This window comes from Amycolatopsis sp. NPDC024027 (genome assembly GCF_040638975.1).
GTDB lineage: Bacteria > Actinomycetota > Actinomycetes > Mycobacteriales > Pseudonocardiaceae > Amycolatopsis.
This window is the reverse complement of sequence record NZ_JBEZYY010000009.1, coordinates 210,265-230,391: the sequence shown is the minus strand read 5'-3', so window position 1 is coordinate 230,391 and position 20,127 is coordinate 210,265. Positions and strand designations below refer to the sequence as shown.

General features: G+C 73.4%; 21 protein-coding genes. 13 read left to right on the top strand and 8 right to left on the bottom strand.

Annotated features, from left to right (window positions below; genetic code table 11):
* Window positions 1-61 precede the first annotated feature (61 nt).
* Complete coding sequence (locus tag AB0F52_RS23380) at window positions 62-1,462, top strand: Dyp-type peroxidase (RefSeq protein ID WP_360174594.1); 1,401 nt, start codon at window positions 62-64, stop codon at window positions 1,460-1,462.
* A gap of 52 nt (window positions 1,463-1,514) precedes the next feature.
* Here the strand turns inward: AB0F52_RS23380 and AB0F52_RS23375 are convergent, their stop codons facing one another.
* Window positions 1,515-2,411: an ROK family protein gene (locus tag AB0F52_RS23375; protein WP_103337642.1), complete on the bottom strand. Its 897-nt coding sequence runs from the start codon at window positions 2,409-2,411 to the stop codon at window positions 1,515-1,517.
* Between the two features lie 193 nt (window positions 2,412-2,604).
* On the opposite strand from AB0F52_RS23375, the gene AB0F52_RS23370 reads away from it, so the two are divergent.
* Together AB0F52_RS23370 and AB0F52_RS23365 are read left to right on the top strand one after the other, a co-directional pair.
* Entirely contained in the window at window positions 2,605-2,814 is a 210-nt protein-coding gene (locus tag AB0F52_RS23370; protein ID WP_003069169.1) for a CbtB-domain containing protein, read from the top strand.
* Window positions 2,815-2,833: 19 nt separating this feature from the next.
* Complete coding sequence (locus AB0F52_RS23365) at window positions 2,834-3,586, top strand: CbtA family protein (RefSeq protein ID WP_360174590.1); 753 nt, start codon at window positions 2,834-2,836, stop codon at window positions 3,584-3,586.
* Window positions 3,587-4,160: 574 nt separating this feature from the next.
* Here AB0F52_RS23365 and AB0F52_RS23360 read toward each other — a convergent pair.
* Both AB0F52_RS23360 and AB0F52_RS23355 read right to left on the bottom strand, forming a co-directional pair.
* Complete coding sequence (locus AB0F52_RS23360) at window positions 4,161-5,642, bottom strand: cobyric acid synthase (RefSeq protein WP_360174587.1); 1,482 nt, start codon at window positions 5,640-5,642, stop codon at window positions 4,161-4,163.
* Window positions 5,639-6,679: a cobalamin biosynthesis protein gene (locus AB0F52_RS23355; RefSeq protein ID WP_360174584.1), complete on the bottom strand. Its 1,041-nt coding sequence runs from the start codon at window positions 6,677-6,679 to the stop codon at window positions 5,639-5,641. Before AB0F52_RS23355 ends, AB0F52_RS23360 begins: the two co-directional genes overlap by 4 nt.
* Before the next feature lie 36 nt (window positions 6,680-6,715).
* On the opposite strand from AB0F52_RS23355, the gene AB0F52_RS23350 reads away from it, so the two are divergent.
* From AB0F52_RS23350 to AB0F52_RS23330, 5 genes are all read left to right on the top strand, one after another.
* A complete protein-coding gene (locus AB0F52_RS23350) occupies window positions 6,716-7,396 on the top strand; it encodes a bifunctional adenosylcobinamide kinase/adenosylcobinamide-phosphate guanylyltransferase (protein ID WP_360174581.1) in 681 nt (226 codons plus the stop codon).
* 13 nt (window positions 7,397-7,409) lie between these two features.
* Entirely contained in the window at window positions 7,410-8,423 is a 1,014-nt protein-coding gene (gene cobT / locus AB0F52_RS23345; RefSeq protein WP_360174578.1) for a nicotinate-nucleotide--dimethylbenzimidazole phosphoribosyltransferase, read from the top strand.
* Between the two features lie 47 nt (window positions 8,424-8,470).
* Window positions 8,471-8,848 carry a hypothetical protein gene (locus AB0F52_RS23340; RefSeq protein WP_360174575.1) on the top strand — a complete coding sequence of 126 codons (378 nt, stop codon included), beginning with the start codon at window positions 8,471-8,473 and terminating at the stop codon, window positions 8,846-8,848.
* A gap of 23 nt (window positions 8,849-8,871) precedes the next feature.
* Window positions 8,872-9,588 (top strand): adenosylcobinamide-GDP ribazoletransferase, encoded by a 717-nt coding sequence (locus AB0F52_RS23335; RefSeq protein ID WP_360175027.1) that lies wholly within the window; start codon window positions 8,872-8,874, stop codon window positions 9,586-9,588.
* Window positions 9,589-9,689: 101 nt separating this feature from the next.
* Window positions 9,690-10,376, top strand: a complete 687-nt coding sequence (locus AB0F52_RS23330) for a YafY family protein (RefSeq protein ID WP_360174572.1) — start codon at window positions 9,690-9,692, stop codon at window positions 10,374-10,376.
* Here AB0F52_RS23330 and AB0F52_RS23325 read toward each other — a convergent pair.
* From AB0F52_RS23325 to AB0F52_RS23305, 5 genes are all read right to left on the bottom strand, one after another.
* Window positions 10,360-10,716 (bottom strand): VOC family protein, encoded by a 357-nt coding sequence (locus AB0F52_RS23325; RefSeq protein WP_360174569.1) that lies wholly within the window; start codon window positions 10,714-10,716, stop codon window positions 10,360-10,362. The two genes, AB0F52_RS23330 and AB0F52_RS23325, sit on opposite strands and share 17 nt — an antisense overlap.
* Before the next feature lie 82 nt (window positions 10,717-10,798).
* Entirely contained in the window at window positions 10,799-11,836 is a 1,038-nt protein-coding gene (cobC, locus tag AB0F52_RS23320; protein ID WP_360174566.1) for an Rv2231c family pyridoxal phosphate-dependent protein CobC, read from the bottom strand.
* Window positions 11,823-13,160, bottom strand: coding sequence for a cobyrinate a,c-diamide synthase (locus AB0F52_RS23315; protein ID WP_360174563.1), 1,338 nt, complete (start codon window positions 13,158-13,160; stop codon window positions 11,823-11,825). The genes cobC and AB0F52_RS23315 overlap by 14 nt, the downstream gene beginning before the upstream one ends.
* Window positions 13,154-13,768: a cob(I)yrinic acid a,c-diamide adenosyltransferase gene (cobO, locus tag AB0F52_RS23310; RefSeq protein WP_360174560.1), complete on the bottom strand. Its 615-nt coding sequence runs from the start codon at window positions 13,766-13,768 to the stop codon at window positions 13,154-13,156. The genes AB0F52_RS23315 and cobO overlap by 7 nt, the downstream gene beginning before the upstream one ends.
* Window positions 13,768-15,714, bottom strand: a complete 1,947-nt coding sequence (locus AB0F52_RS23305; protein ID WP_360174557.1) for a putative cobaltochelatase — start codon at window positions 15,712-15,714, stop codon at window positions 13,768-13,770. Before AB0F52_RS23305 ends, cobO begins: the two co-directional genes overlap by 1 nt.
* A 68-nt stretch (window positions 15,715-15,782) precedes the next feature.
* On the opposite strand from AB0F52_RS23305, the gene cbiE reads away from it, so the two are divergent.
* From cbiE to bluB, 5 genes are read left to right on the top strand one after another with little or no spacing between them, the layout of a single operon-like run.
* The gene (gene cbiE, locus AB0F52_RS23300) at window positions 15,783-16,967 is read left to right on the top strand and encodes a precorrin-6y C5,15-methyltransferase (decarboxylating) subunit CbiE (RefSeq protein ID WP_360174554.1); all 1,185 of its coding nucleotides are present in this window, start codon (window positions 15,783-15,785) and stop codon (window positions 16,965-16,967) included.
* Window positions 16,964-17,725, top strand: coding sequence for a precorrin-4 C(11)-methyltransferase (gene cobM / locus AB0F52_RS23295; RefSeq protein WP_360174552.1), 762 nt, complete (start codon window positions 16,964-16,966; stop codon window positions 17,723-17,725). The genes cbiE and cobM overlap by 4 nt, the downstream gene beginning before the upstream one ends.
* Complete coding sequence (locus AB0F52_RS23290; protein WP_360174550.1) at window positions 17,722-18,738, top strand: Gfo/Idh/MocA family oxidoreductase; 1,017 nt, start codon at window positions 17,722-17,724, stop codon at window positions 18,736-18,738. The genes cobM and AB0F52_RS23290 overlap by 4 nt, the downstream gene beginning before the upstream one ends.
* Window positions 18,735-19,454, top strand: a complete 720-nt coding sequence (locus AB0F52_RS23285; protein ID WP_360174547.1) for a cobalt-precorrin-6A reductase — start codon at window positions 18,735-18,737, stop codon at window positions 19,452-19,454. Before AB0F52_RS23290 ends, AB0F52_RS23285 begins: the two co-directional genes overlap by 4 nt.
* The gene (gene bluB / locus AB0F52_RS23280) at window positions 19,451-20,110 is read left to right on the top strand and encodes a 5,6-dimethylbenzimidazole synthase (RefSeq protein ID WP_360174544.1); all 660 of its coding nucleotides are present in this window, start codon (window positions 19,451-19,453) and stop codon (window positions 20,108-20,110) included. Before AB0F52_RS23285 ends, bluB begins: the two co-directional genes overlap by 4 nt.
* Window positions 20,111-20,127: the final 17 nt, after the last annotated feature.

Genomic DNA, 20,127 nt, shown 5'->3' with positions numbered 1-20,127 from the left:
GAATTCCGGTCGGCCGGGTGCCCGCCGAGAGGCGGGCGTTTTCACACGGGAGGGGACCCGAATGAGTGTCGATCTGTCCACCACGCTGTCCTGGACCACGGCGACCGGCGATGCCGCGACGATGCTCGGCGAACTGCAGCCGAACATCCTCAAGGCCCACGTCCGCGACCACCTGTCCGCCCTGTTCCTCGCCTTCGGCGACGCGGCGGAGGCGCGCGCCTTCCTCGTCTCGGTCACCGGGAAGATGAAGTCCGCCAAGGCACACCTCGACGAGGTGAGCGCGTTCAAGACCGCCGGCGGCGCGGGCACGCCGTATGTCGGCGTCGGGCTCACCGCGGCCGGCTACCGCGCTCTCGGCGTCGACGGAAACATGCCGCAGGACGAGGCGTTCCTGCGCGGGATGACGGCCGCGGGCACGCGGCAGCAGCTGAACGACCCGCCGCGTTCGACGTTCGATCCGGGCTACCGCGGGGAAATCCACGCCGTCGTGCTCGTCGGGGACGCCACCGACAAGGCGATGACCGCCCGCCGCAACGAAATCCTCGGGCTGCTGCCGGATTCGGCCACCGTGCTCGCGGAGGAAACCGGCCTCGGCCGCGTCAACGCGCGCGGCGAGGGCATCGAGCACTTCGGGTACGTCGACGGCCGCAGCCAGCCGCTGTTCCTGACCGAAGACGTCGACGCGGAGAAGAACAACACCGACGGCATCAACGTGTGGAACCCGGCGGCGCCGCTCGAGCAGGTGCTGGTTCCCGACACCGCGGCGCCGGATCCCGGCGTGCATTTCGGCAGCTATTTCGTTTTCCGCAAACTGGAGCAGAACGTCCGGCGGTTCAAGCAGGCCGAAGCGGATCTGGCCGACACGCTCGGCCTCACCGGCGAAGACCGCGAGCGGGCCGGGGCGATGATCATCGGCCGCTTCGAGGACGGCACGCCGCTGACCACGCAGCGGGAGGACGGCGCGGAGAGCCCGGTGTCGAACAACTTCACCTACGACAGCGACCGCGCCGCGCTGAAGTGCCCGTTCCAGGCGCACATCCGCAAGACGAACCCGCGCGGCTCCGGCAACGCCCAGGACCCGGCCGCCGAGCGGCGCCACCTGATGGCCCGCCGCGGCGTCACGTACGGGGAGCGCCCGGACGACCCGAACGCCGACGTGCCGCCCGCGGCCCGGCCGAGCGGCGGCGTCGGGCTGCTGTTCATGGCCTTCAACTCACAACTGGGCAACCAGTTCGAGTTCACGCAGGCGGTCTGGGCGGACAACCCGGGCTTCCCGATCGTCGAAGGCGTCACGCCGGGGCTGGACCCGGTGATCGGCCAGGGCGAGCGCGGCTCGTCGGACTACACCGTGGAGTGGGGCGGCTCCGCGCAGCGGACGGCCGGCCCGGTGCCGCAGGCGGTGACACTGCGGGGCGGCGAGTACTTCTTCATGCCGTCGCTGGCCTTCCTGCGGTCACTCTGAGCTGGGGGCGAAGGCCACCACCGGGTTCGCCCGGTGGTGGCCTTCGGAGGAATCAGGCGTCGAGCAGGTCGAAGGCCAGCAGCCCGGCGCCCAGCCGCCCGGCTTCGTCGCCCAGCTCGGCGATCCGCAGCTCCGGCATCCGCTGGAACGTCAGGTGCGCGGCCAGCCACTCGCGCACCGGCTCCAGCACGTAGTCGGCCGCGGTGAACAGGCCACCGCCCAGCACGATCACCTCCGGGCCGAGCAGCGTCAGCAGCGTCCGGATCCCGTGGCCCAGCCCGTCGAGCGCGTCCTGGACGACGGCGACCGCGACCTCGTCACCGCGTCGCGCCAGCTCGACGACCTCGCGGGCGCCGTCGGCCGGGCGGCCGGTGCGCTCGGTGTAGCGGCGGGCGATCGCGGCCGCCGACGAGATCGCCTCCAGGCAGCCGGTCGCACCGCAGCCGCACTTGCCGGCGTGCCCGACGTCGATGTGCCCGACCTCGCCGGCCTGCCCGTGCGCGCGGTGGATCCGGCCGTCGAGCAACAGCGCGGCCGCGATGCCGGTGCCGACCGGGATGAACGCCGCGTTCGTCGCGCCGCGCCCGGCGCCCACGCGGAATTCGGCGATGCCGCCCGCGGTGACGTCGTGCCCGAAGGCGACGGGCAGCCCGAGCCGGTCTTCCAGGAGCTCCCCGAAGGGGACTTCGCGCCAGTCGAGGTTGGCCGAGAAGTGGCAGACGCGGGTCTCCTCGTCGACGATCCCCGGCACCACCACCCCCACCGCCGCCGGTCGCCCGGTCCCCGCCTGCTCGGCCAGCGCGGCCACGATGTCCGCGGTCTGCGCGGCCAGCGCCGTCCCGTCCGCGCTGCGGGCGGTCTCCGCGCGCAGTGCCGCCTTGGGCTGCAGCTGCTCGTCGAGCAACGCGGCCTTGATCGTCGTCCCGCCCACATCGAGGGCGGCCACCATTCGAGTCACCGCGGCATTGTCACATTGACGCAGCCCAAACGGCGGACCTACGCTCAACCGGCCAGACGACGGATTCCGGAACGCGGTGCAAGTCCGCGCGGTCGCGCCACTGTGACCCCCGCCAGGGGGAAGCCAGACCCGGACCGTCGTGAGAGACCCCGATGAGGCCGCGAAAGCCCGAGGAGGCCACGCCATGACCCAGACGGCAGCTCCCGCCGTTCCGCTCCCGATCCGCATCCCGATCCGTGAGATCGTGCCGTGGGCGGTGTTCGTGGTGCTCCTGGCGCTGATCGCGCTCTACTTCGTGAGCGCCGAGCAGGGCGCCACGGCGGTGTTCGCGAACATGTACGTCCACGAGTTCGTGCACGACGGCCGGCACCTGCTGGCCTTCCCCTGCCACTGATCGGCGGGCACGTACTCCCATGATGAAGACCTTGCTGGTCCGCGGCATGCTCGCGGGCCTGATCGCCGGTGTGCTCGCGTTCGGGTTCGCCTACGCCTTCGGTGAGCCATCGGTGAACGCCGCCATCGGCCTCGAGGAGTCCGGCGGTCACTCGCACTCCCACGGCGACGCTCCCGCTCCTGCTCCGTCCTCGGAAGAGGAAGAGCTCGTCCCCCGCGACATCCAGAGCACCCTCGGCTTGCTGACCGGCGTACTCGTCTACGGCGTCGCGATCGGCGGCCTGCTGTCGCTGGCGTTCGCGTTCGCCCAGGGACGGCTCGGCTCGCTGCGCCCCCGGCTGACGGCGCTGCTGCTCACGGCGGGCGCGTTCACGGTGGTGTTCCTGGTGCCGTTCCTGAAGTACCCGGCCAACCCGCCGGCGGTGGGCCAGCCGGGCACGATCGGCTCCCGGACCGAGCTGTACTTCGGCTTCGTCGCGGTCTCCCTGCTGGTGGGCATTTTCGCCACGGTGTTCGGCCGCAAGCTGGCCGACCGCCTGGGCGCCTGGAACGCCTTCCTCCTGGCGGCGGCGGGCTACCTCGCCGTGATCGGCATCGTGGCCTGGCTGATGCCGGTGGTCGACGAGATCCCGGCAACATTCCCGGCCTCGACGCTGTGGAGCTTCCGAACGGCCTCGGTCGGCACCCAGGTGACGCTGTGGCTGGCGTTGGGCTTGACGTTCGGAGCATTCGCGGAGAAGGCCCTGAACCGCCGGACCACGGTCGCCGCCTGACCCGGCCGTGGTTGGCCGGTCCGCGGTCGCGTCCGTCGATCCGGGTGGGTTCTGCGGGACACGGCGGTGCCGCGGGTGGGCTTCGGCACCGTCGAGCCGGTCAGGATCCACATCGACCGGACCGACGAAGCGAGGCCGCGGACCGGCCATCGGCGCGAGCGCGGTCACGGCCACGGACCGCCACCGGCGGCGGCGCGGGGCGGCCGCGCCCCGGGCAATCACGCCGCCCGGCGGGGCCTCGGTCGGCAAGGCTCTGGTCAGCGGGGGCCGGTTCGCGTGGCCCCCGGTCGCCAAGGCACCAGCCAGCGAGGCCGGAACCAGCCGAGCCCTGGTGATTGAGGCCAGGTTGGCAAGTCGCCTGGGTCGCCAAGGCCCCAGGCCAGCAAAACCCTGGTGAACAACACCCGGTCGGCAAGGCCCCCGGTCGCCAAGACTGGCCAACAAGGCCCGATTGGCAAGTCGCCCGGTTCGCCAATGCCCAGCCAGCGAGGCCGGGCCACCAAGGCGGCAAGCCCCGGCCGGCGAACCCGCGGCCGGCGAGGTTGCGGCCGGCCGCACTCCGGCACCGGCCGGGCTAAGGCGCGCCCGGCGGCACGAACGGCAGGTCCGGCGGCGCCCCGTGGTCCAGCAGCGTCCGCAGCAGCTCCGTGTCCAGGTGTTCGTCGACCGCGTCCGCCAGCTTGTCCAGCATCTCCTCGCGCAGTTCACCGAAGCCGGGCGCGTCCGGCGCCGGCGTCCAGCCGACTCCCGCCTGCGTCGCCGCTTCGGTGAGCCACGCGCGGCGGAAGGCGTCGTTCTCGAACGCGCCGTGCCACATCGTGCCCCAGACCACTCCCGCGCGACGACCGTCCAGGAAGGACTCTGCCGGGGTCGTGGCGATCACCGAGCCGTGGTGGATTTCGTAGGCGTCCACCGGATGGCCGCGCCACGTCCCCGCCGGCCGGGCGAGCACCTTTTCCGCGGCGAACGTCACCCGTCCGGGCAGCAGGCCGAGGCCCGCCACCTCGCCCGCACCGGATTCGATCTCGTCCACAATGGACTTGGTGAGCATCTGGTAGCCGCCGCAGATGCCCAGGACCGGCCGGCCCGCGGCGGCCCGGGCCGTCACCGCCGTGTCGAGGCCGCGCTCCCGCAGCCAGGCCAGGTCGGCCACGGTGGCACGCGACCCCGGCAGCACCACGATGTCCGCCGCCGCGACGACGTCGGGGTCGGCGGTGAGCGTCACCGTGACCCCGGGCTCGGCGGCCAGTGCGTCGACGTCGGTGGCGTTGGACGCGCGCGGGAACCGGACGACCGCCACGCCGAGGCCACCACCGGGCGTTTCGCGGCGCCAGCCCGCCACGGCGAGAGCGTCCTCGGAGTCGATCCACACCCGGTCCAGCCAGGGCAGCACGCCCAGCACCGGCCGTCCGGTGATCTTCTCGAGGCTGTCCAGGCCCGGCCGCAGCAGGCCGACGTCGCCGCGGAACTTGTTGACCACCCAGCCCGCGACCAGGGCCTGGTCCTCGGCCGACAGCAGCGCGAGCGTGCCGAACATCGCCGCGAGCACGCCGCCGCGGTCGATGTCGCCGACGACCAGCGCCGGCAGCCCGAACCGCCGCGCGAGCCCCATGTTGACGTAGTCGCCGCCGCGCAGGTTGATCTCCGCCGGACTGCCGGCGCCTTCGCAGACGATGACGTCGAAGCGCGCGCGGAGGTCCTCGAACGCACCGAAGGCGATCTCGGCCAGCCCGGCCCGGCCGGTGGCGTACTCCCCCGCTTCGAGGGTGCCGAACGGCTTCCCGAGCGCGACGACGTGGCTGCGCCGGTCACTGCCGGGCTTGAGCAGCACGGGGTTCATCGCCGCTTCGGGTGCCACCCCGGCGGCCCGCGCCTGCACCCACTGGGCGCGGCCGATCTCGGCACCGTCGGCGCAGACCATGGAGTTGTTCGACATGTTCTGCGCCTTGAACGGCGCCACCCGCACCCCCCGGCGCGCCAGCCACCGGCAGATCCCGGCGGTGACCAGGCTCTTCCCGGCATCGGACGTCGTCCCGGCGACGAGCAGCCCGCTCATCGCCGGTTGTCCACAGCCAGCCCGGCGCGGGCCGAGTTGTCCACAGATCGCCGAGCGGGGCCTTTCCCCCACCGGGAGCCGATAGACGGGACAGGGGCCGCCCCCCAGGGAGTGGCGGGGGCTGCGACGGCGGCGATGGCCACCGCGGCTACCCCCACCAGCCGGGACAAGCGCACCGCCCGGCGTAAGTCCGTCGGCTGCGGGTCGCGGCCTTCGCCGAGCCGGGCCCGGCTCTCCACCTCGCCGCCGTAGCTGTTCGTCCCGCCGAGGCGGATGTCCAGGGCTCCCGCGAACGCCGCTTCCACCTGGCCCGCGTTGGGGCTCGGGTGCCGGCCGCCGTCTCGGCGCCACACCCGCCAGGACTCCCGGGCCCGGCCGCCCGCGCACAACGCCGTGAGCGCCGCCCCGATCCGCGACGGCACCAGGTTGACGACGTCGTCGGCGCGCGCCGCGGCCCAGCCGAAGCGGCGGTAGCGCGGCGAGCGGTAGCCGACCATCGCGTCGAGCGTGTTGAGCGCGCGGTAGCCGAGGAGGCCCGGCATCCCGGCGACGGCTCCCCAGAACAGGGGCGCGACCACGGCGTCCGAGGTGTTCTCGGCGATCGATTCGGTGGCCGCGCGGGTCAGCTCGGCGGAGTCGAGGGCGGTCGCGTCGCGCGCGCAGAGGTGCGAGAGCCGCTGACGCGCTTCGGGCACTTCGCCCGCTTCGAGCAGGCGGGCCATTGCGGTGCCTTCGGCGGCCAGGCCGCGTCCGCCGAGGACAACCCACGTGGACGCGGCGGTGAGGACGAAGCGCGCGAACGGACGTCGCCGTGTCGCCGTCTGAAGCGCGACGCCGAGGCCGACGGCGCCGAAGGTGCACAACGCGGCGTACGCGGCCCCGCGCGGCTTCGAATCAGCCCACAGACGGTGTTCCAGACGGGCCGCGGCGGTGCCGAACAGAGCGACCGGATGGCCCGTTCGGGGGTCACCGAACAGAGCGTCGGCTACGTATCCGGTCACGAGTCCGGCCGCGGTTGTCCCTAGACGGAGTGGCACGTGGCGCACGGTAGCGCGTGCACCAGAATGCCGGGTATGACTGTGTCCGATGCCGCCTCCGCGGGAAAGCGTACGTCGGCGGGGCCCAATGCCGCCTCCGCGAAGAAACGTCCGTCGGCGGGGCTGACGCACCGGCTCGCCGGGTATCTCGAAACCCTGGCTCGCGCCCTCCGCCGGTACGGGCGCGACGAAGGCAAGGTGCTGGTCCTCGGCGGCGTCCGCTCGGGGAAGTCGCGGCACGCCGAGCGGCTCGTCGCCCACCACGCCCACCTCGTCTACGTCGCGCCCGGCCTGCCCGCGGGCGAAGACGACCCCGAATGGGCCGCGCGGGTGGCCGCGCACCAGGCGCGGCGCCCGGCGAACTGGAAGACCGTCGAGACCACCGACCTGGCCGGCATCCTCCGCACGGCGACCGAGCCGCTGCTGATCGACTGCCTCGGCACCTGGCTGTCCCGCGTGCTGGACGACGTCGGCGCGTGGCGGCAGAAGCCGGGCTGGGAGCACCGCCTGGACGACCGGCTCGAGGACTTCCTGGCCGCGTGGGCCGCGGCGCGCGTGCCGGTGGTCGCGGTGAGCAACGAAGTCGGCAGCGGTGTGGTGCCCGCAACGTCGTCCGGACGGCTGTTCCGTGATGTGCTGGGCGCACTCAACAACCGGGTGTCCGCCGACGCCGACCGGGTCGTGCTGGTCGTCGCGGGCCGGGCGCTCGACCTGTAGCCAGGAGGCGCCCGTGTTCGACGTACCCGTGCCCGACCCCGCCGCCCGCACCGCCGCGCTCGAGCGGCTCGACGGCCTGGTCAAGCCGCTCGGCGCGCTGGGCAGGCTGGAGGAGATCGCGGCCTGGCTGTCCGCGGCGCACGGCACCGTGCCGCCGCGCCCGCTGGACGACGTCCGCGTGGTCGTCTTCGCGGGCGACCACGGCGTGTCGGCGCTTTCGGCGTACCCGCGCGAGGTGACCGCGGCGATGGTGCGGGTGTTCCTGGCCGGCAAGAGCGGCGTGAACGTGCTGGCCGCCCAGGTCGGGGCACGCGTGCGGGTGGCGGACATCGGCGTCGACTGGGACGGCGCGGACGTGCCGGCCTCGGTGACGGCGCACAAGATCCGCCGCGGTTCGGGCTCGATCGACGTCGAGGACGCGTTGCTGCCGGGCGAAGCCCAGGCCGCGTTCGAAGCGGGCCGGGCGATCGCGCTGGAGGAACGCGAGGCGGACGTCCTGATCCCGGGCGACATGGGAATCGGCAACACGGCGATGTGCGCGGCGCTGGTGGCGGCGTCCCTCGGCCTGCCGGCGACGGAGGTCGTCGGCACCGGAACGGGAGTCGACGCGGCGGGCTTGGAGCGCAAGACGGCGGCGGTCGCGGCGGCGTTGACGCGGACGGCGGGCCGGACGGAGGATCCCTTCGAGAGGCTGACGGCGCTGGGCAGCGCCTGCGTGGCGGCGACGGCGGGCTTCCTGGTCCAGGCGGCGGTGCTGGGAATTCCGGTGCTGCTGGACGGGGTGTTCTCCGGCGCGGCGGCGTTGGTGGCGCGGGACATCGCGCCGGGGGCGGAGCAGTGGTGGCTGGCCGGACATCGGTCGACGGAACCTTCGCAGGCGTTCGCGTTGAAGGCGCTGGGGCTGGAGCCGATCCTGGACTTCGGGCTGCGGCTCGGCGAAGGCAGCGGCGCTGTCCAGGCTGTGCCGACCCTGCGAGCGGCCCGGGCGATCTTGGCCGAGATGGGCCTGTTGGCCGACCTGGCATGAAAGCCGCCACTCGATGGTTTCCGAGGGTGGTCGCCACACCTCCGCCGGTGCCGGCAGCCTGGCGGTTTCCGGGCTGGGACGAGCGGGGCCGGATCGCTGACCGGCTGCGGATGACCGCGGCGGGACCGAGCCGTCCGGTTTCGGCAATCAGCCGGGTACTGGACCGCGACCGGCGGCCCGACGGCACTTACCAGCCCTATGCCGCGCACGGGATGGCCGCCGCGCGGCGGGCCGGGCCGAAGATCGGCATGCCGGCCTTGGACCCGGTGTTGCGGGCGACGATCCAGGATGGGCCGGATGCACGCCGCTCGGCGATCGGGACCTTGGTGGAACGCGACACCCGCTCCGTGGTGCTGCTGAACCTGCCCGACGGACCTGTGGACAACTCCGCCGTCGCCGGCGTGGCTGTGGACAACCCGACGTGAGCCGGTGGGTCGATGCCGTGCGGATGGCCGTGGGGACGCTGACCACCGTGCCGGTTCCCGCTCCGCGGGTCATCGATCGGCGTGTTGCCGGGCGGGCGATGCTCCTCGCTCCCCTTGCCGCGCTGCCGCTGGCCGTGGCCGCCGGGGTGATCGTCTGGGCCGGTTCCGCCACCGGGCTGCCCGCGCTCGCCACCGCGGCGCTCGCCCTCGGTGCCGTCGCGCTCGGCAGCCGGGGGTTGCACCTCGACGGGCTCGCCGACACCGCCGACGGCCTCGGTGCCTCCTACGACCGCGCCAAGGCCCTCGACGTCATGCGCCGCGGGGACTCCGGGCCCACCGGAGTTGCCACCCTCGTCCTGGTCCTCCTCGTCCAGGTCGGAGCGCTGACCGCCGCCAACCCCGTCACCGCGGCCGCGGGCGTGCTCGTCGGCCGGTGCACGCTCTCCATGGCGTGTGCGCGGGGCGTTCCGACAGCACGGCCGGACGGGCTCGGTGCCACCGTCGCCGGCTCGGTGCCGCGCGCCGCCGCGGTCGCCGTGGGCGTGGCCGCCGCCGGGCTGGCGGTGCTGCTGCCCGGGCTGCCGTGGTGGCGCGGGCCGCTCGCCGTCAGTCTCGCCTACGCCGTCGCGGGTGCGCTCCTGTGGCGGTGCACCAAACGGCTCGGCGGCATCACCGGCGATGTCCTCGGTGCCGGTGTCGAAGCCGCCGTCGCCGCCGCTCTGGTCGCGTTGTCGGCCTAGGTCCGCCGGCCGGCCGAGACGCCGCCGATCCGCCCGGCGCTACGGAGCTCAAGCGCCGCAAGCGACCGAAACTGTCATACCCCCTCCTTACAGTGATCCGCGTGAACCGGACCGATCGTCTCTACGCCCTTGTCGAAGAACTGCGCGCCGTCGCGCCGCGGCCACGCAGTGCGCGCTGGCTCGCGGACCGGTTCGAGGTCAGCGTCCGCACCGTCGAACGGGACATCAGTGCCCTGCAGCAGTCCGGCACGCCGATCTACGCCGAGCCCGGCCGCACCGGCGGGTACTGCCTCGACAAGGCGCACACGATGCCGCCGGTCAACCTGACGCCCGCCGAGGCCGTCGCCATGGCGCTCGCGCTGAGACACCTCGACGCCACTCCCTTCCGGGCGGAAGGGCGCTCGGCGCTGCGCAAGCTGGTCGCCGCGATGCGGCGGGAGGACGCGGACGCCGCGCAGAACCTCGCCGCCTGTGTCCATCTTCTCGGCAGCGGCCCCATCCCGCCGATGCCGCACGTGCTCGGTATCCGCCGCGTGCTGCGCATCCGGTACACCGACCGTGCGGGCACCGCCACGCGGCGGGAGATCGAGCCGCTCGGCTACGTCGGCAAGCCCGAACACTGGTACCTCATCGCCTGGTGCCGGCTGCGCAAGGAGATCCGGGCGTTTCGCACCGACCGCATCGTCTCCTACTCCGTGACCGCCGAGGTACCGCCGCTTCGCCGGCTGCGGCCCGAGGACCTCGACATCCCGTACGGCGACGTCGATCAGCTCACTTTGGCGGGGTGAACACGGAGAAGTGGTTGCCCGCCGGGTCGAGCAGGTGCGCGAACGTCACGCCCACCGGGTTGACGCTCGGTGGCCGTTGCACCCGGCCGCCGGCTTTCTCGACCTGCCGGCAGGTGGCGTCGACGTCCTCGACCAGCACGGTGAAGATCGCGTAGTCCTCCGTTCCCGTGGAGAGCCCGCCGCGCGAGCCGCCGGTGTCGATCACCCGGTAGGCCGGGTCGGTGCTGGCCGACGAGTCCTGGGCGATCTTCCAGCCGAACACGTCTCCGTAGAACTGTTCGGCGGCCGCCGGGTCCGCGGCACCGATCTCGAACCAGGCGACGTCGTTGAATCCGGGCATGTCGTTCCTTCCGCTGCCACGCCGGGTGTTTCCCGGCGTGCGCCCAGTTTCGGCGGCGGTAACGACAACCCCCTGTCGGTGTTTACGAAACTTCTCGCAAAGTCGCCAGGAACGCGTCCGTCGTCGCGCGGTCGCGGACCGCCAGCCGCAGGTGATCCGGGCCGAGGCCGGGGAACGTGTCCCCCCGCCGCACCGCGTAGCCCGCTTCACGCAGGCGCGCGCGCAGGGAAGCGCCGTCGGGCACGCGGACCAGCACGAACGGGCCGCGCGGGTCGCCCAGCACCGGCACGCCCGCCGCGGTCAGGCCGGAGACCAGGTACTCGCGGTCCGACTCCGCCGCGACCGCCAGCTTTTCCGCTTCCTCCACGGCGGCCGGCCGGCAGCACGCCACGGTCGCCACGCCGGCCAACGTGGACACCGACCACGGCACCTGCACCGCCCGCAGCCGCTCGACGACATCCGCCGGAGCGAGCATGTAGCCCGCCCGCAGGCCGGCCAACCCCCAGGTCTTCGTCAGGCTGCGCAGCACGACGACACCCGGCACACCGGCCGCCAGGCTCTCGGCCTCGCCCGGGATCGCGTCCAGGAACGCTTCGTCCACCACGAGCAGCCGGCCGGGGCGCACCAGGGAAAGCAGCGAAGACGCGGGGTGCAGGACCGATGTCGGGTTCGTCGGATTGCCGACGAACACCAGGTCGGCGTCGGCCGGGACCAGCGCCGGATCGAGGACGAAACCGTCCGCCTCGGCGAGGACCACCCGCGAGACCGCGTGTCCCGCCGCGCGCAGCGCCGCTTCCGGCTCGGTGAACTGCGGGTGCACGACCACCGCGTGGCGCGGCCGCAAAGCCGAGGCCAGCAGCGTGAACGCCTCCGCCGCACCCGCGGTGACCAGCACTTCCGAAGGAGGCCGGCCGTGGCGCGCGGCCACCGCCCGCACCGCGTCCGCGGTGGACGGGTAGGCGGCCAGCGAGTCCAAAGCGGACGCCAGTTCGGCCCGCAGCCAAGCGGGCGGACGCGGCAGCCGGACGTTCACGGCCAGGTCGACCAGCCCCGGCCCGACCTCGCGATCACCGTGGTGGTGCAGGTCGTAGCCCGCGGAGGCGGGATCAGCCACGGCCATACGCCCGCACCCGCGCCGCGAAGCGCTGTGCCAGCTCGGGATACCCCGCCCAGTGGACGTGCAGGTAGGACGCGTGCAGCGTCGGCGACGCGAAGCCGTCCAGCTGCCGGTCCCAGCCCCAGGCCGCCGACGCGCCGTGCGACGGCGTCACTTCGGTCCGGTGGAACTCGTGCCCGGTGACGCGCTGGCCGGCCGTCGCCAGTAGGTTGTCCTCGACGGCGACCGCGCGCCGGTAGCCGAGCTTGCCGCGGGCGGTCATCTTGGCGTCCGCGGGCACCGCACCGGCCATCGGCACGCCGTCCAGGGACTGGCACAGGTACAGCAGCCCGGCGCATTCCGCACTCACCGGCATTCCGCCCTGGACGGCCGAAGCCACTTCGCGACGCAACGCCGTGTTCGCCGACAGTTCCGCCGCGTGCACCTCGGGGAACCCGCCGCCGAAGTACAGACCGGCGCACCCGTCGGGCAACGCCTGGTCACGCAGGGGATCGACGTCCACGACCTCGACGCCGCAAGCCGCCAGCAGCTCGATGTTCTCGGTGTAGCGGAAGGTGAACGCCGGACCGCCGGCGGCGGCGATCGTCACCCGCGGACCAGCCATCCCGGACGGCTCCCACGGCGGCGAAGAAAGCCCCGGCGCCCCGGAAGCGATCCGGACGATCGCTTCGAGATCGACGCCGTCCCGCACCCACGCCGCCAGCGCGGGCAGCACGTGCCGGGCTTCCGCGGCCCGTTCCGCCGCCGGGACGAGCCCGAGATGACGGCTCGGCGCGTGGATCTCTTCGTTGCGGTACAACGCCCCCAGCAGCGGGACGCCGGTGGCTTCCAGCGCGGACGCGATCTCGTCGAGGTGGCGCTGCGAACCGAGCTTGTTGAGGATGACGCCGGCGAGCCGCACGCGGTTGTCGTAGTGCGCGAAGCCGAGGACGGTCGCGGCGACGCTGCGGGAGGCGGCCGAGGCGTCGACGACCAGCACCACCGGCGCGTCGAGCAGCCGGGCCACGTGCGCGGTCGAGGCGTAGCCTTCGGTGCCCAGCGCCCCGTCGAACAGGCCCATCACGCCCTCGATCACGGCGATGTCGGCGCCGGCGGAACCGTGCCGCAGCAACGGAACCAGCCGGTCTTCCCCTTGCAGGAACGGGTCGAGGTTGCGCGCCGGGCGTCCGGTCGCGAGCGCGTGGTAACCGGGATCGATGAAGTCCGGCCCGACCTTGTGCCCGGACACCCGGTGCCCGGCCGCGCGCAGCGCCGCCATCAGCCCGGCGGCGATCGTGGTCTTGCCGTGCCCGGAACCGGGCGCGGCGATGACCACCCGCGCTACCACTCGATCCCCCGCTGGCCCTTCTGGCCGGCGTCCATCGGGTGCTTGACCTTGGTCATCTCGGCGACCAGGTCGGCGGCCTCGACGAGCTCCGGCGGCGCGTACCGGCCGGTGATGACGACGTGCTGGTGCCCGGGCCGCGAGACCAAAGTGGACACCACGTCGTCCACGTCGAGCCAGCCCCACTTGAGCAGGTAGGAGAATTCGTCGAGGACGTAGAAGTCGTGCGTCCCGGCGGCGAGCCGGCGCTTGATCTCCGCCCACCCCTCACGGGCGTTCGAAGCGTGGTCCTCTTCGGTGCCGGACTTGCGCGCCCAGCTCCAGCCCTCGCCCATCTTGTGCCACTCGACCGGCCCGCCTTCGCCGGTGTCGTCGTGCAGCTTGCCCAATGCCTTGAACGCGGCTTCCTCGCCGACGCGCCACTTCGCCGACTTGACGAACTGGAACACGCCGATCGACCAGCCCTGGTTCCAGGCGCGCAGCGCCATCCCGAACGCGGCCGTCGACTTGCCCTTCATTTCGCCGGTGTGCACGGCGAGCAGCGGCCGGTTGCGGCGCTGGCGCGTGGTCAGGCCGTCGTTCGGGACGGCTTCCGGTTTGCCCTGCGGCATCAGGCGGCCCTTCCGGTCCGGGCGCGGACGGCGTCCGCCAGCGATTCGGCGGCGACATCGGCGAGGGGGACGTGTTCCGCGCCGAGGTGGGCGGCGAGGTCGGCGGCCAGGCCGAGGCGCATCTTGCCGCTCTCGCAGTCCATGACGATCGTCGTGACGCCGGCCAGGAGCCCGGCCGCGGCCTGGGCGCGGGCGACGGCGTCGGGACCGCTGGTGGCGCGGCCGTCGGTGACGACGACCAGCAGCGGGCGGCGCCGGGGGTCGCGGATTTCCTCGACGCGCAGCACGCGCGCCGCCTCCAGGAGCCCTTCGGCCAGGGGTGTCCGGCCGCCGGTCGGGAGGCCTTCGAGGCGGGACGCGGCCGCGTCGACGCTGATCGTCGGCGGCAGCGCGAGCTCGGCCGCGTCGCCGCGGAACGTGACGAGCCCGACCTTGTCGCGGCGCTGGTAGGCGTCGAGCAGCAGCGACAGGACCGCGGACTTGACCTCGCGCATCCGGGCCTTCGCGCCCATCGAACCGGACGCGTCCACGCAGAACAGCACGAGATTGCCTTCACGGCCTTCGCGCAGCGCGAACCGCAGGTCTTCGGGGCGCAGTTCGAGCCCGGCGCCGGTGCGGCCGCGGGCTTTCTGGTGTGGTGCCGCGGCTTTCACGGTCGCGATCAGGTGAGGCCGGCCTTCGCGGACGCTCGCGGGCTGGACGCCGATCGTCCGGCCGCTGTCGGTGATCGCGCGCGAACGGCGGCCGCGTTCCCCTTCACCCGTGCCCTTGACGCGGAAGACGCGTGCCTTGAACGTCTCGCCGGCCCCGACGGTCTTCTGCTGCCCGCCACTCTGCGGCTTCGGTTCGCCTTGCGGTGCGTTTTCGCTGCCTTGGGGTGCTTCGTCTTGGGACGGCGCCGAACCGGAGCCGGGGCCGTCGTCTTCGGGGCCGGGGTCCGGTTCGGCGTCCTGCAGCGCCTGCTCCAGCTGCTCTTCCGAGATCCCCGGCGCGTCGAACGGGTTCCGGCGGCGCCGGTGCGGCAGCGCGAGCCGCGCGGCGACGCGGACGTCCTCGGTGGTCACCTCGTCACGCCCGGCCCAGGCCGCGTGCGCGACCGCCGTCCGCGCGGTCACGATGTCCGCGCGCATGCCGTCGACCTCGAAGGACGCGCAGACCTCGGCGATCCGGCGCAGGGCGTCGTCGGGCAGTTTCACCGCCGGCAAAAGCCGTTGCGCCGCTTCGATGTCCGCGGCGAGCTGGGCGTCTTCGCCGGCGTACTGCGCGGCGAAGGCGTCGGGATCGGCTTCGTAGGCCAGGCGACGGCGGACGACCTCGACGCGCTGCTCCGGATCGCGGCTGGAGGCGACCTCGACGGTCAGCCCGAACCGGTCCAGCAGCTGCGGCCGCAGCTCGCCCTCTTCGGGGTTCATGGTGCCGATCAGCACGAACCGCGCGGCGTGCGAGACCGAAACGCCTTCGCGTTCCACGGTCGCGCGGCCCATCGCGGCGGCGTCCAGGAGCGTGTCGACGAGGTGGTCGTGCAGCAGGTTGACCTCGTCGACGTAGAGCAGCCCGCGGTGCGCGGCGGCCAGCAGGCCGGGCTGGAAGTCCGTGACGCCTTCGGCGAGCGCGCGTTCCAGGTGCAGCGAGCCGATGACGCGGTCTTCGGCGGCGCCGACCGGGAGTTCGACCAGCTTCGCGGGCCGCCGGTGGCTGGTCGCGCCGTCGTGCGGGCCGTCCGGGCAGAGCGGGTCGGGAGCCGCGGGATCGCAGGAGAACCGGCAGCCGTCGACGACGTCGACACCCGGCAGCAGGCCGGCGAGCGCGCGGACCATCGTCGACTTCGCGGTGCCCTTTTCGCCGCGCACCAGCACCCCGCCGACCGCGGGCGAGATCGAGGACAGGACCAGCGCCAGGCGCAGGTCCGGCAACCCGACGACAGCGGTGAACGGGTACGGCTTCAACAGCGCTCCTCCAGCTCGGCGACCGGCCGATCATCGCACAGCGCCCGCCTCGCTTAGGGTGGGAAATCGTGCGCGAAGAATCACGTCGATCCGCGGCGGAGGCGGGCTCCGCGAACCACCTGACCGTGGTCGGGATCGGGGCGGACGGCTGGCCCGGCCTCTCGGAACAGGCGAGGGCCGCGGTGCTCGCCGCCGACGTCGTGCTGGGTGCGCCCCGGCAGCTGGCCTACCTGCCCGAGGAGGTCCCGGCGCAGGCGTGGCCGACGCCGTTGCTGCCGGGGCTGGACGCGGTCATCGCGGAGCACGAAGGCGCCCGGATCTGCGTCCTGGCCAGCGGCGATCCGTTTTTGTCGGGGGTGGGTGCCACACTGGTGGCCCATGGATACGAGGTCGAGGCACTGCCCGCGCTTTCCTCGGTGACACTGGCCCGGGCACGGCTGGGCTGGTCCGCCGAGGAGACCGAGGTGGTCACCATCGTCGGCCGGTCGTCGGCCCGCGTCGCCCGGGTTCTGGCGCCGCGCCGGCGAGTGCTCGTCCTGGGTGCCGACGCGCCCGCTTTGCGCTCCCTGCTCACCGTGCGGGGTTATGGCGAGAGCGAGCTGATCGCGTTGGAGAACCTGGGCGGGCCCGACGAGCGCGTCTCCGACGGCTGGGCCGGCGATCCCGGACCGCTGACGGTGTTCGCGCTGGCGTGCGCGGGTCCGGCGTTGCCGCTGATCGGCATCCCGGACGACGTGTACGCCCACGACGGGCAGTTGACCAAGCGCGACCTGCGAGTGTCGGCGCTGGCCCGCCTCGCGCCGAGTCCCGGCGAGCTGTTGTGGGACGTCGGCGCGGGCGCGGGCAGCGTCGGCATCGAGTGGTCACGGCTGCACGGGCTCAACCGCGCGGTCGCGATCGAGCGTTCGGCCGAGCGGGCCGAGCGGATCGCCCGGAACGCATTGGACCTGGGAGTACCGGAACTGGAGGTGGTGGCGGGGGAAGCACCGGAAGCGCTGAGCGCGCTGCCCGCACCGGACGCGGTCTTCATCGGAGGCGGCGTGACGGCGCCGGGCGTACTGGAGGCGTGTGTGGCCACGGGCGCACGAGTGGTGGCGCACGGGGTGACGCTGGAGGCCGAGCAGGTCCTGGCGCGCGCGTATGAGGAGCACGGAGGGGAGCTGCTGCGGATCGGTGTGGAGAAGGCGGCCCCGCTGGGCGGCTTCACGGGCTGGAGCCCGGCTCGGGTCGTGACGCAGTGGAGCAACCGATGACCGTGCACTTCATCGGCGCCGGGCCCGGGGCCGCCGACCTCATCACCGTGCGGGGCCGGGACCTGCTCGCCCGGTGCGGGGTCTGCCTCTACCCCGGCAGCATGACGCCGCCCGACCTGCTCGCCTACTGCCCGCCCGGGGCCGAGCTCGTCGACACGGCGAACCTCAGCCTGGACGAGATCGTCGCGAGGCTGATCGAGGCCCACCGCGCCGGGCACGAGGTCGCGCGGCTGTGCTCGGGGGATCCGTCGCTCTACAGCGCCGTCGCCGAGCAGGTGCGGCGGCTGGACGCGGCCGGGGTTCCCTACGCCGTCGTCCCCGGCGTGCCCGCCTTCGCCGCTTCGGCCGCTGTGCTGAAGCGGGAGCTCACCGTGCCCGAAATCGGGCAGAGCCTGGTGATCACCCGGGTCCAGGCCCGCTCGACCAAGATGCCGCCCGGGGAGACCCTCGCCGCCTTTGCCGCGACCGAGGCCACTCTCGCGCTGCACCTCGCCGTCAACCACGTCGAGCGGGTGGCCGGGGAACTCCGGCCGCACTACGGCGCGGACTGTCCCGTCGCCGTCGTCGCGCTCGCGAGCCAGCCCGGGGAAACCGTCGTGCGCGGGGTGCTCGGCGAGCTGCCCGCGCTGGTCCGCGAAGCCGGGATGACGCGCGCCGCCACCATCTTCGTCGGACGGGTGCTCGCCGCGACCGACTTCCCCGACAGCTTCCTCTACTCGAGTGCCCGTGACCGGGCGAACCAACCGGAGTCGTTGTGACGGAACTGCGCTGGGGCCTGCTGGCCGCCGGGACGATCGCCGCCCACTTCGCCGCGGGCGTCGACGAAAGCAAGCACGGCGTCCTCGGCGCCGTCGCGGCGCGGGATGCCGGGCGCGCGCGGGACTTCGCCACGCGCTTCGACATTCCGAAGGCCTACGGCAGCTACGAAGAGCTCCTCGCCGACCCGGACATCGACGCCGTGTACGTCTCGACGCCGCACGCGATGCACAAGCAGTGGGCCATCGCCGCCGCCGAGGCCGGGAAGCACGTGCTGTGCGAGAAGCCGCTGACGATCACCGCGGCCGACGCCGAGGAGGTGATCGCGGCCGCCCGCGCGCACGACGTCTTCCTGATGGAGGCGTTCATGTACCGGCTGCACCCGCAGACGCGGCGGCTGGCCGAGCTGATCTCGTCCGGCGCCATCGGCGAGGTCCGCGCGGTGGACACGACCTTCTCCTTCGACAGCAACCCGGAGGAGACCGCCCGGCTCGGCGACCCGGCGCTCGGCGGCGGCGGGATCCTCGACGTCGGCTGCTACTGCACGTCGCTGGCCCGGCTGGTCGCGCAGGCCGCGACCGGGCAGGACGTCGTCGAACCGTCCGAGGTCAGCGGGATGGCGCACCTGTCCGCCACCGGCGTCGACGAGTGGGCGACGGGCCTGCTGCGCCTGCCCGGGGACATCCTCGCGACGATTTCGTGCGGGATCCGGCTGAACCGCGAGGACGGCATCCACGTCTTCGGCTCGCTCGGGCAGATCCACATCCCCCAGCCCGCGTGGATCCACCCGCTGCGCAAGCCGGGCGTCTCGCAGATCGTCCTGACCCCGGCCGGCGGCGAGCCGGAGGTCATCGAGGTCGAAGCCACGCAGGGCGTCTTCGCGCGCGAAGCGGACCACGTCGCCGCGCACGTCGAAGACCGGCAGGCGCCCGAGCTGACCTGGGCGGAGACCCTCGCCAACCTGCGTACGCTGGACCGCTGGCGCGAAGCCGTCGGCTACGGGCGTTCCTCGTGATCCTCATCCTCGGCGGGACCGGCGAAGCCCGGCAGCTCGCCGAAGCGCTCACGGCGCGCGAAGTCCGCGTTGTCTCTTCGCTGGCCGGACGCGTCGCACGGCCGCGGCTTCCCGCCGGCGAAGTACGGGTCGGCGGCTTCGGCGGCCCGGACGGCCTGGCGCAGTACCTGCGCGAAAACCGGATCGACGCGGTCGTCGACGCCACGCACCCCTTCGCCGAGCGCATCGGCGCGAACGCGGCAAAAGCGGCGGAGCTGACGGACCTCCCCCTCCTCCGGCTCGCGCGGCCCGGCTGGCGGCCGGGCCCCGGGGACGACTGGCACTGGGCCGACGACCTCGCCGACGCCGCGCGCCGCCTGCCGGACCTGGGCGAACGCGTCTTCCTCACCAGCGGCCGCCAGGGCCTCCCGGCCTTCGCGCACCTCGACGACCTGTGGTTCCTGATCCGCTGCGTCGACCCGCCCGAGCCGCCGCTCCCGCGGCACCACGAGCTCCTCCTCGCCCGCGGGCCGTACGAGGTGGCGGCCGAGCGCCGGCTGCTCGGCCGGGTCGACGTCCTGGTCACGAAGGACTCCGGTGGCGCGCAGACCAGCGCGAAGCTGGCCGCGGCCCGCGAACTCGGGAAGCCCGTCCTGGTGGTCCGGCGGCCGCCCCGGCCGCGCACGGAGACCGCCGAAACCGTTCCTGAAGCCGTCGAATGGGTTCTGCACCGATGATCGAAGAGTTCTACGAAGTCCTGCGCAAGCGGCGGGACGTCCGCGGCGAGTTCACCGGCGCGCCGATCCCCGAAGCCACGCTGACGCGGATCCTCGAGGCCGCCCACGCCGCGCCGAGCGTCGGGCTCACCCAGCCGTGGGACTTCGTGCTGGTCGACGACCACGGGACGCGCGAGAAGTTCGCCAAGCACGTCCACGAAGAACGTGAGGTCTTCGCCGGGCAGCTCGGCGAAGACCGCGCGAGCACGTTCGCGAACATCAAGGTGGAAGGCATCCTCGAGGCCAGCCTGGGTGTCGTCGTCACCTATGACCCGGCGCGCGGCGCGCCGGACGTGCTCGGCCAGCACGCCATCGCCGACGCCGGGCTGTACTCGGTGTGCCTCGCGATCCAGAACCTCTGGCTCGCCGCGACCGCCGAGGGCCTGGGCACCGGCTGGGTCAGCTTCTACCGGGAGCCGTTCCTGAGCGAGCTGCTCGGCATCCCGGACGGCGTCCGGCCGGTCGCGTGGCTCTGCGTGGGGCCGGTGAGCAAGCTGGAGACCGTGCCGGACCTGGAGCGCCACGGCTGGCGCAGCCGCCGGCCACTGGCCGCGGCGATACACCACGGGCGATTCACCCCACGTGACCCGGGGGCTGCGTCAGCGGCCGACCTCTGACCCGTTAGCGTTGCGCC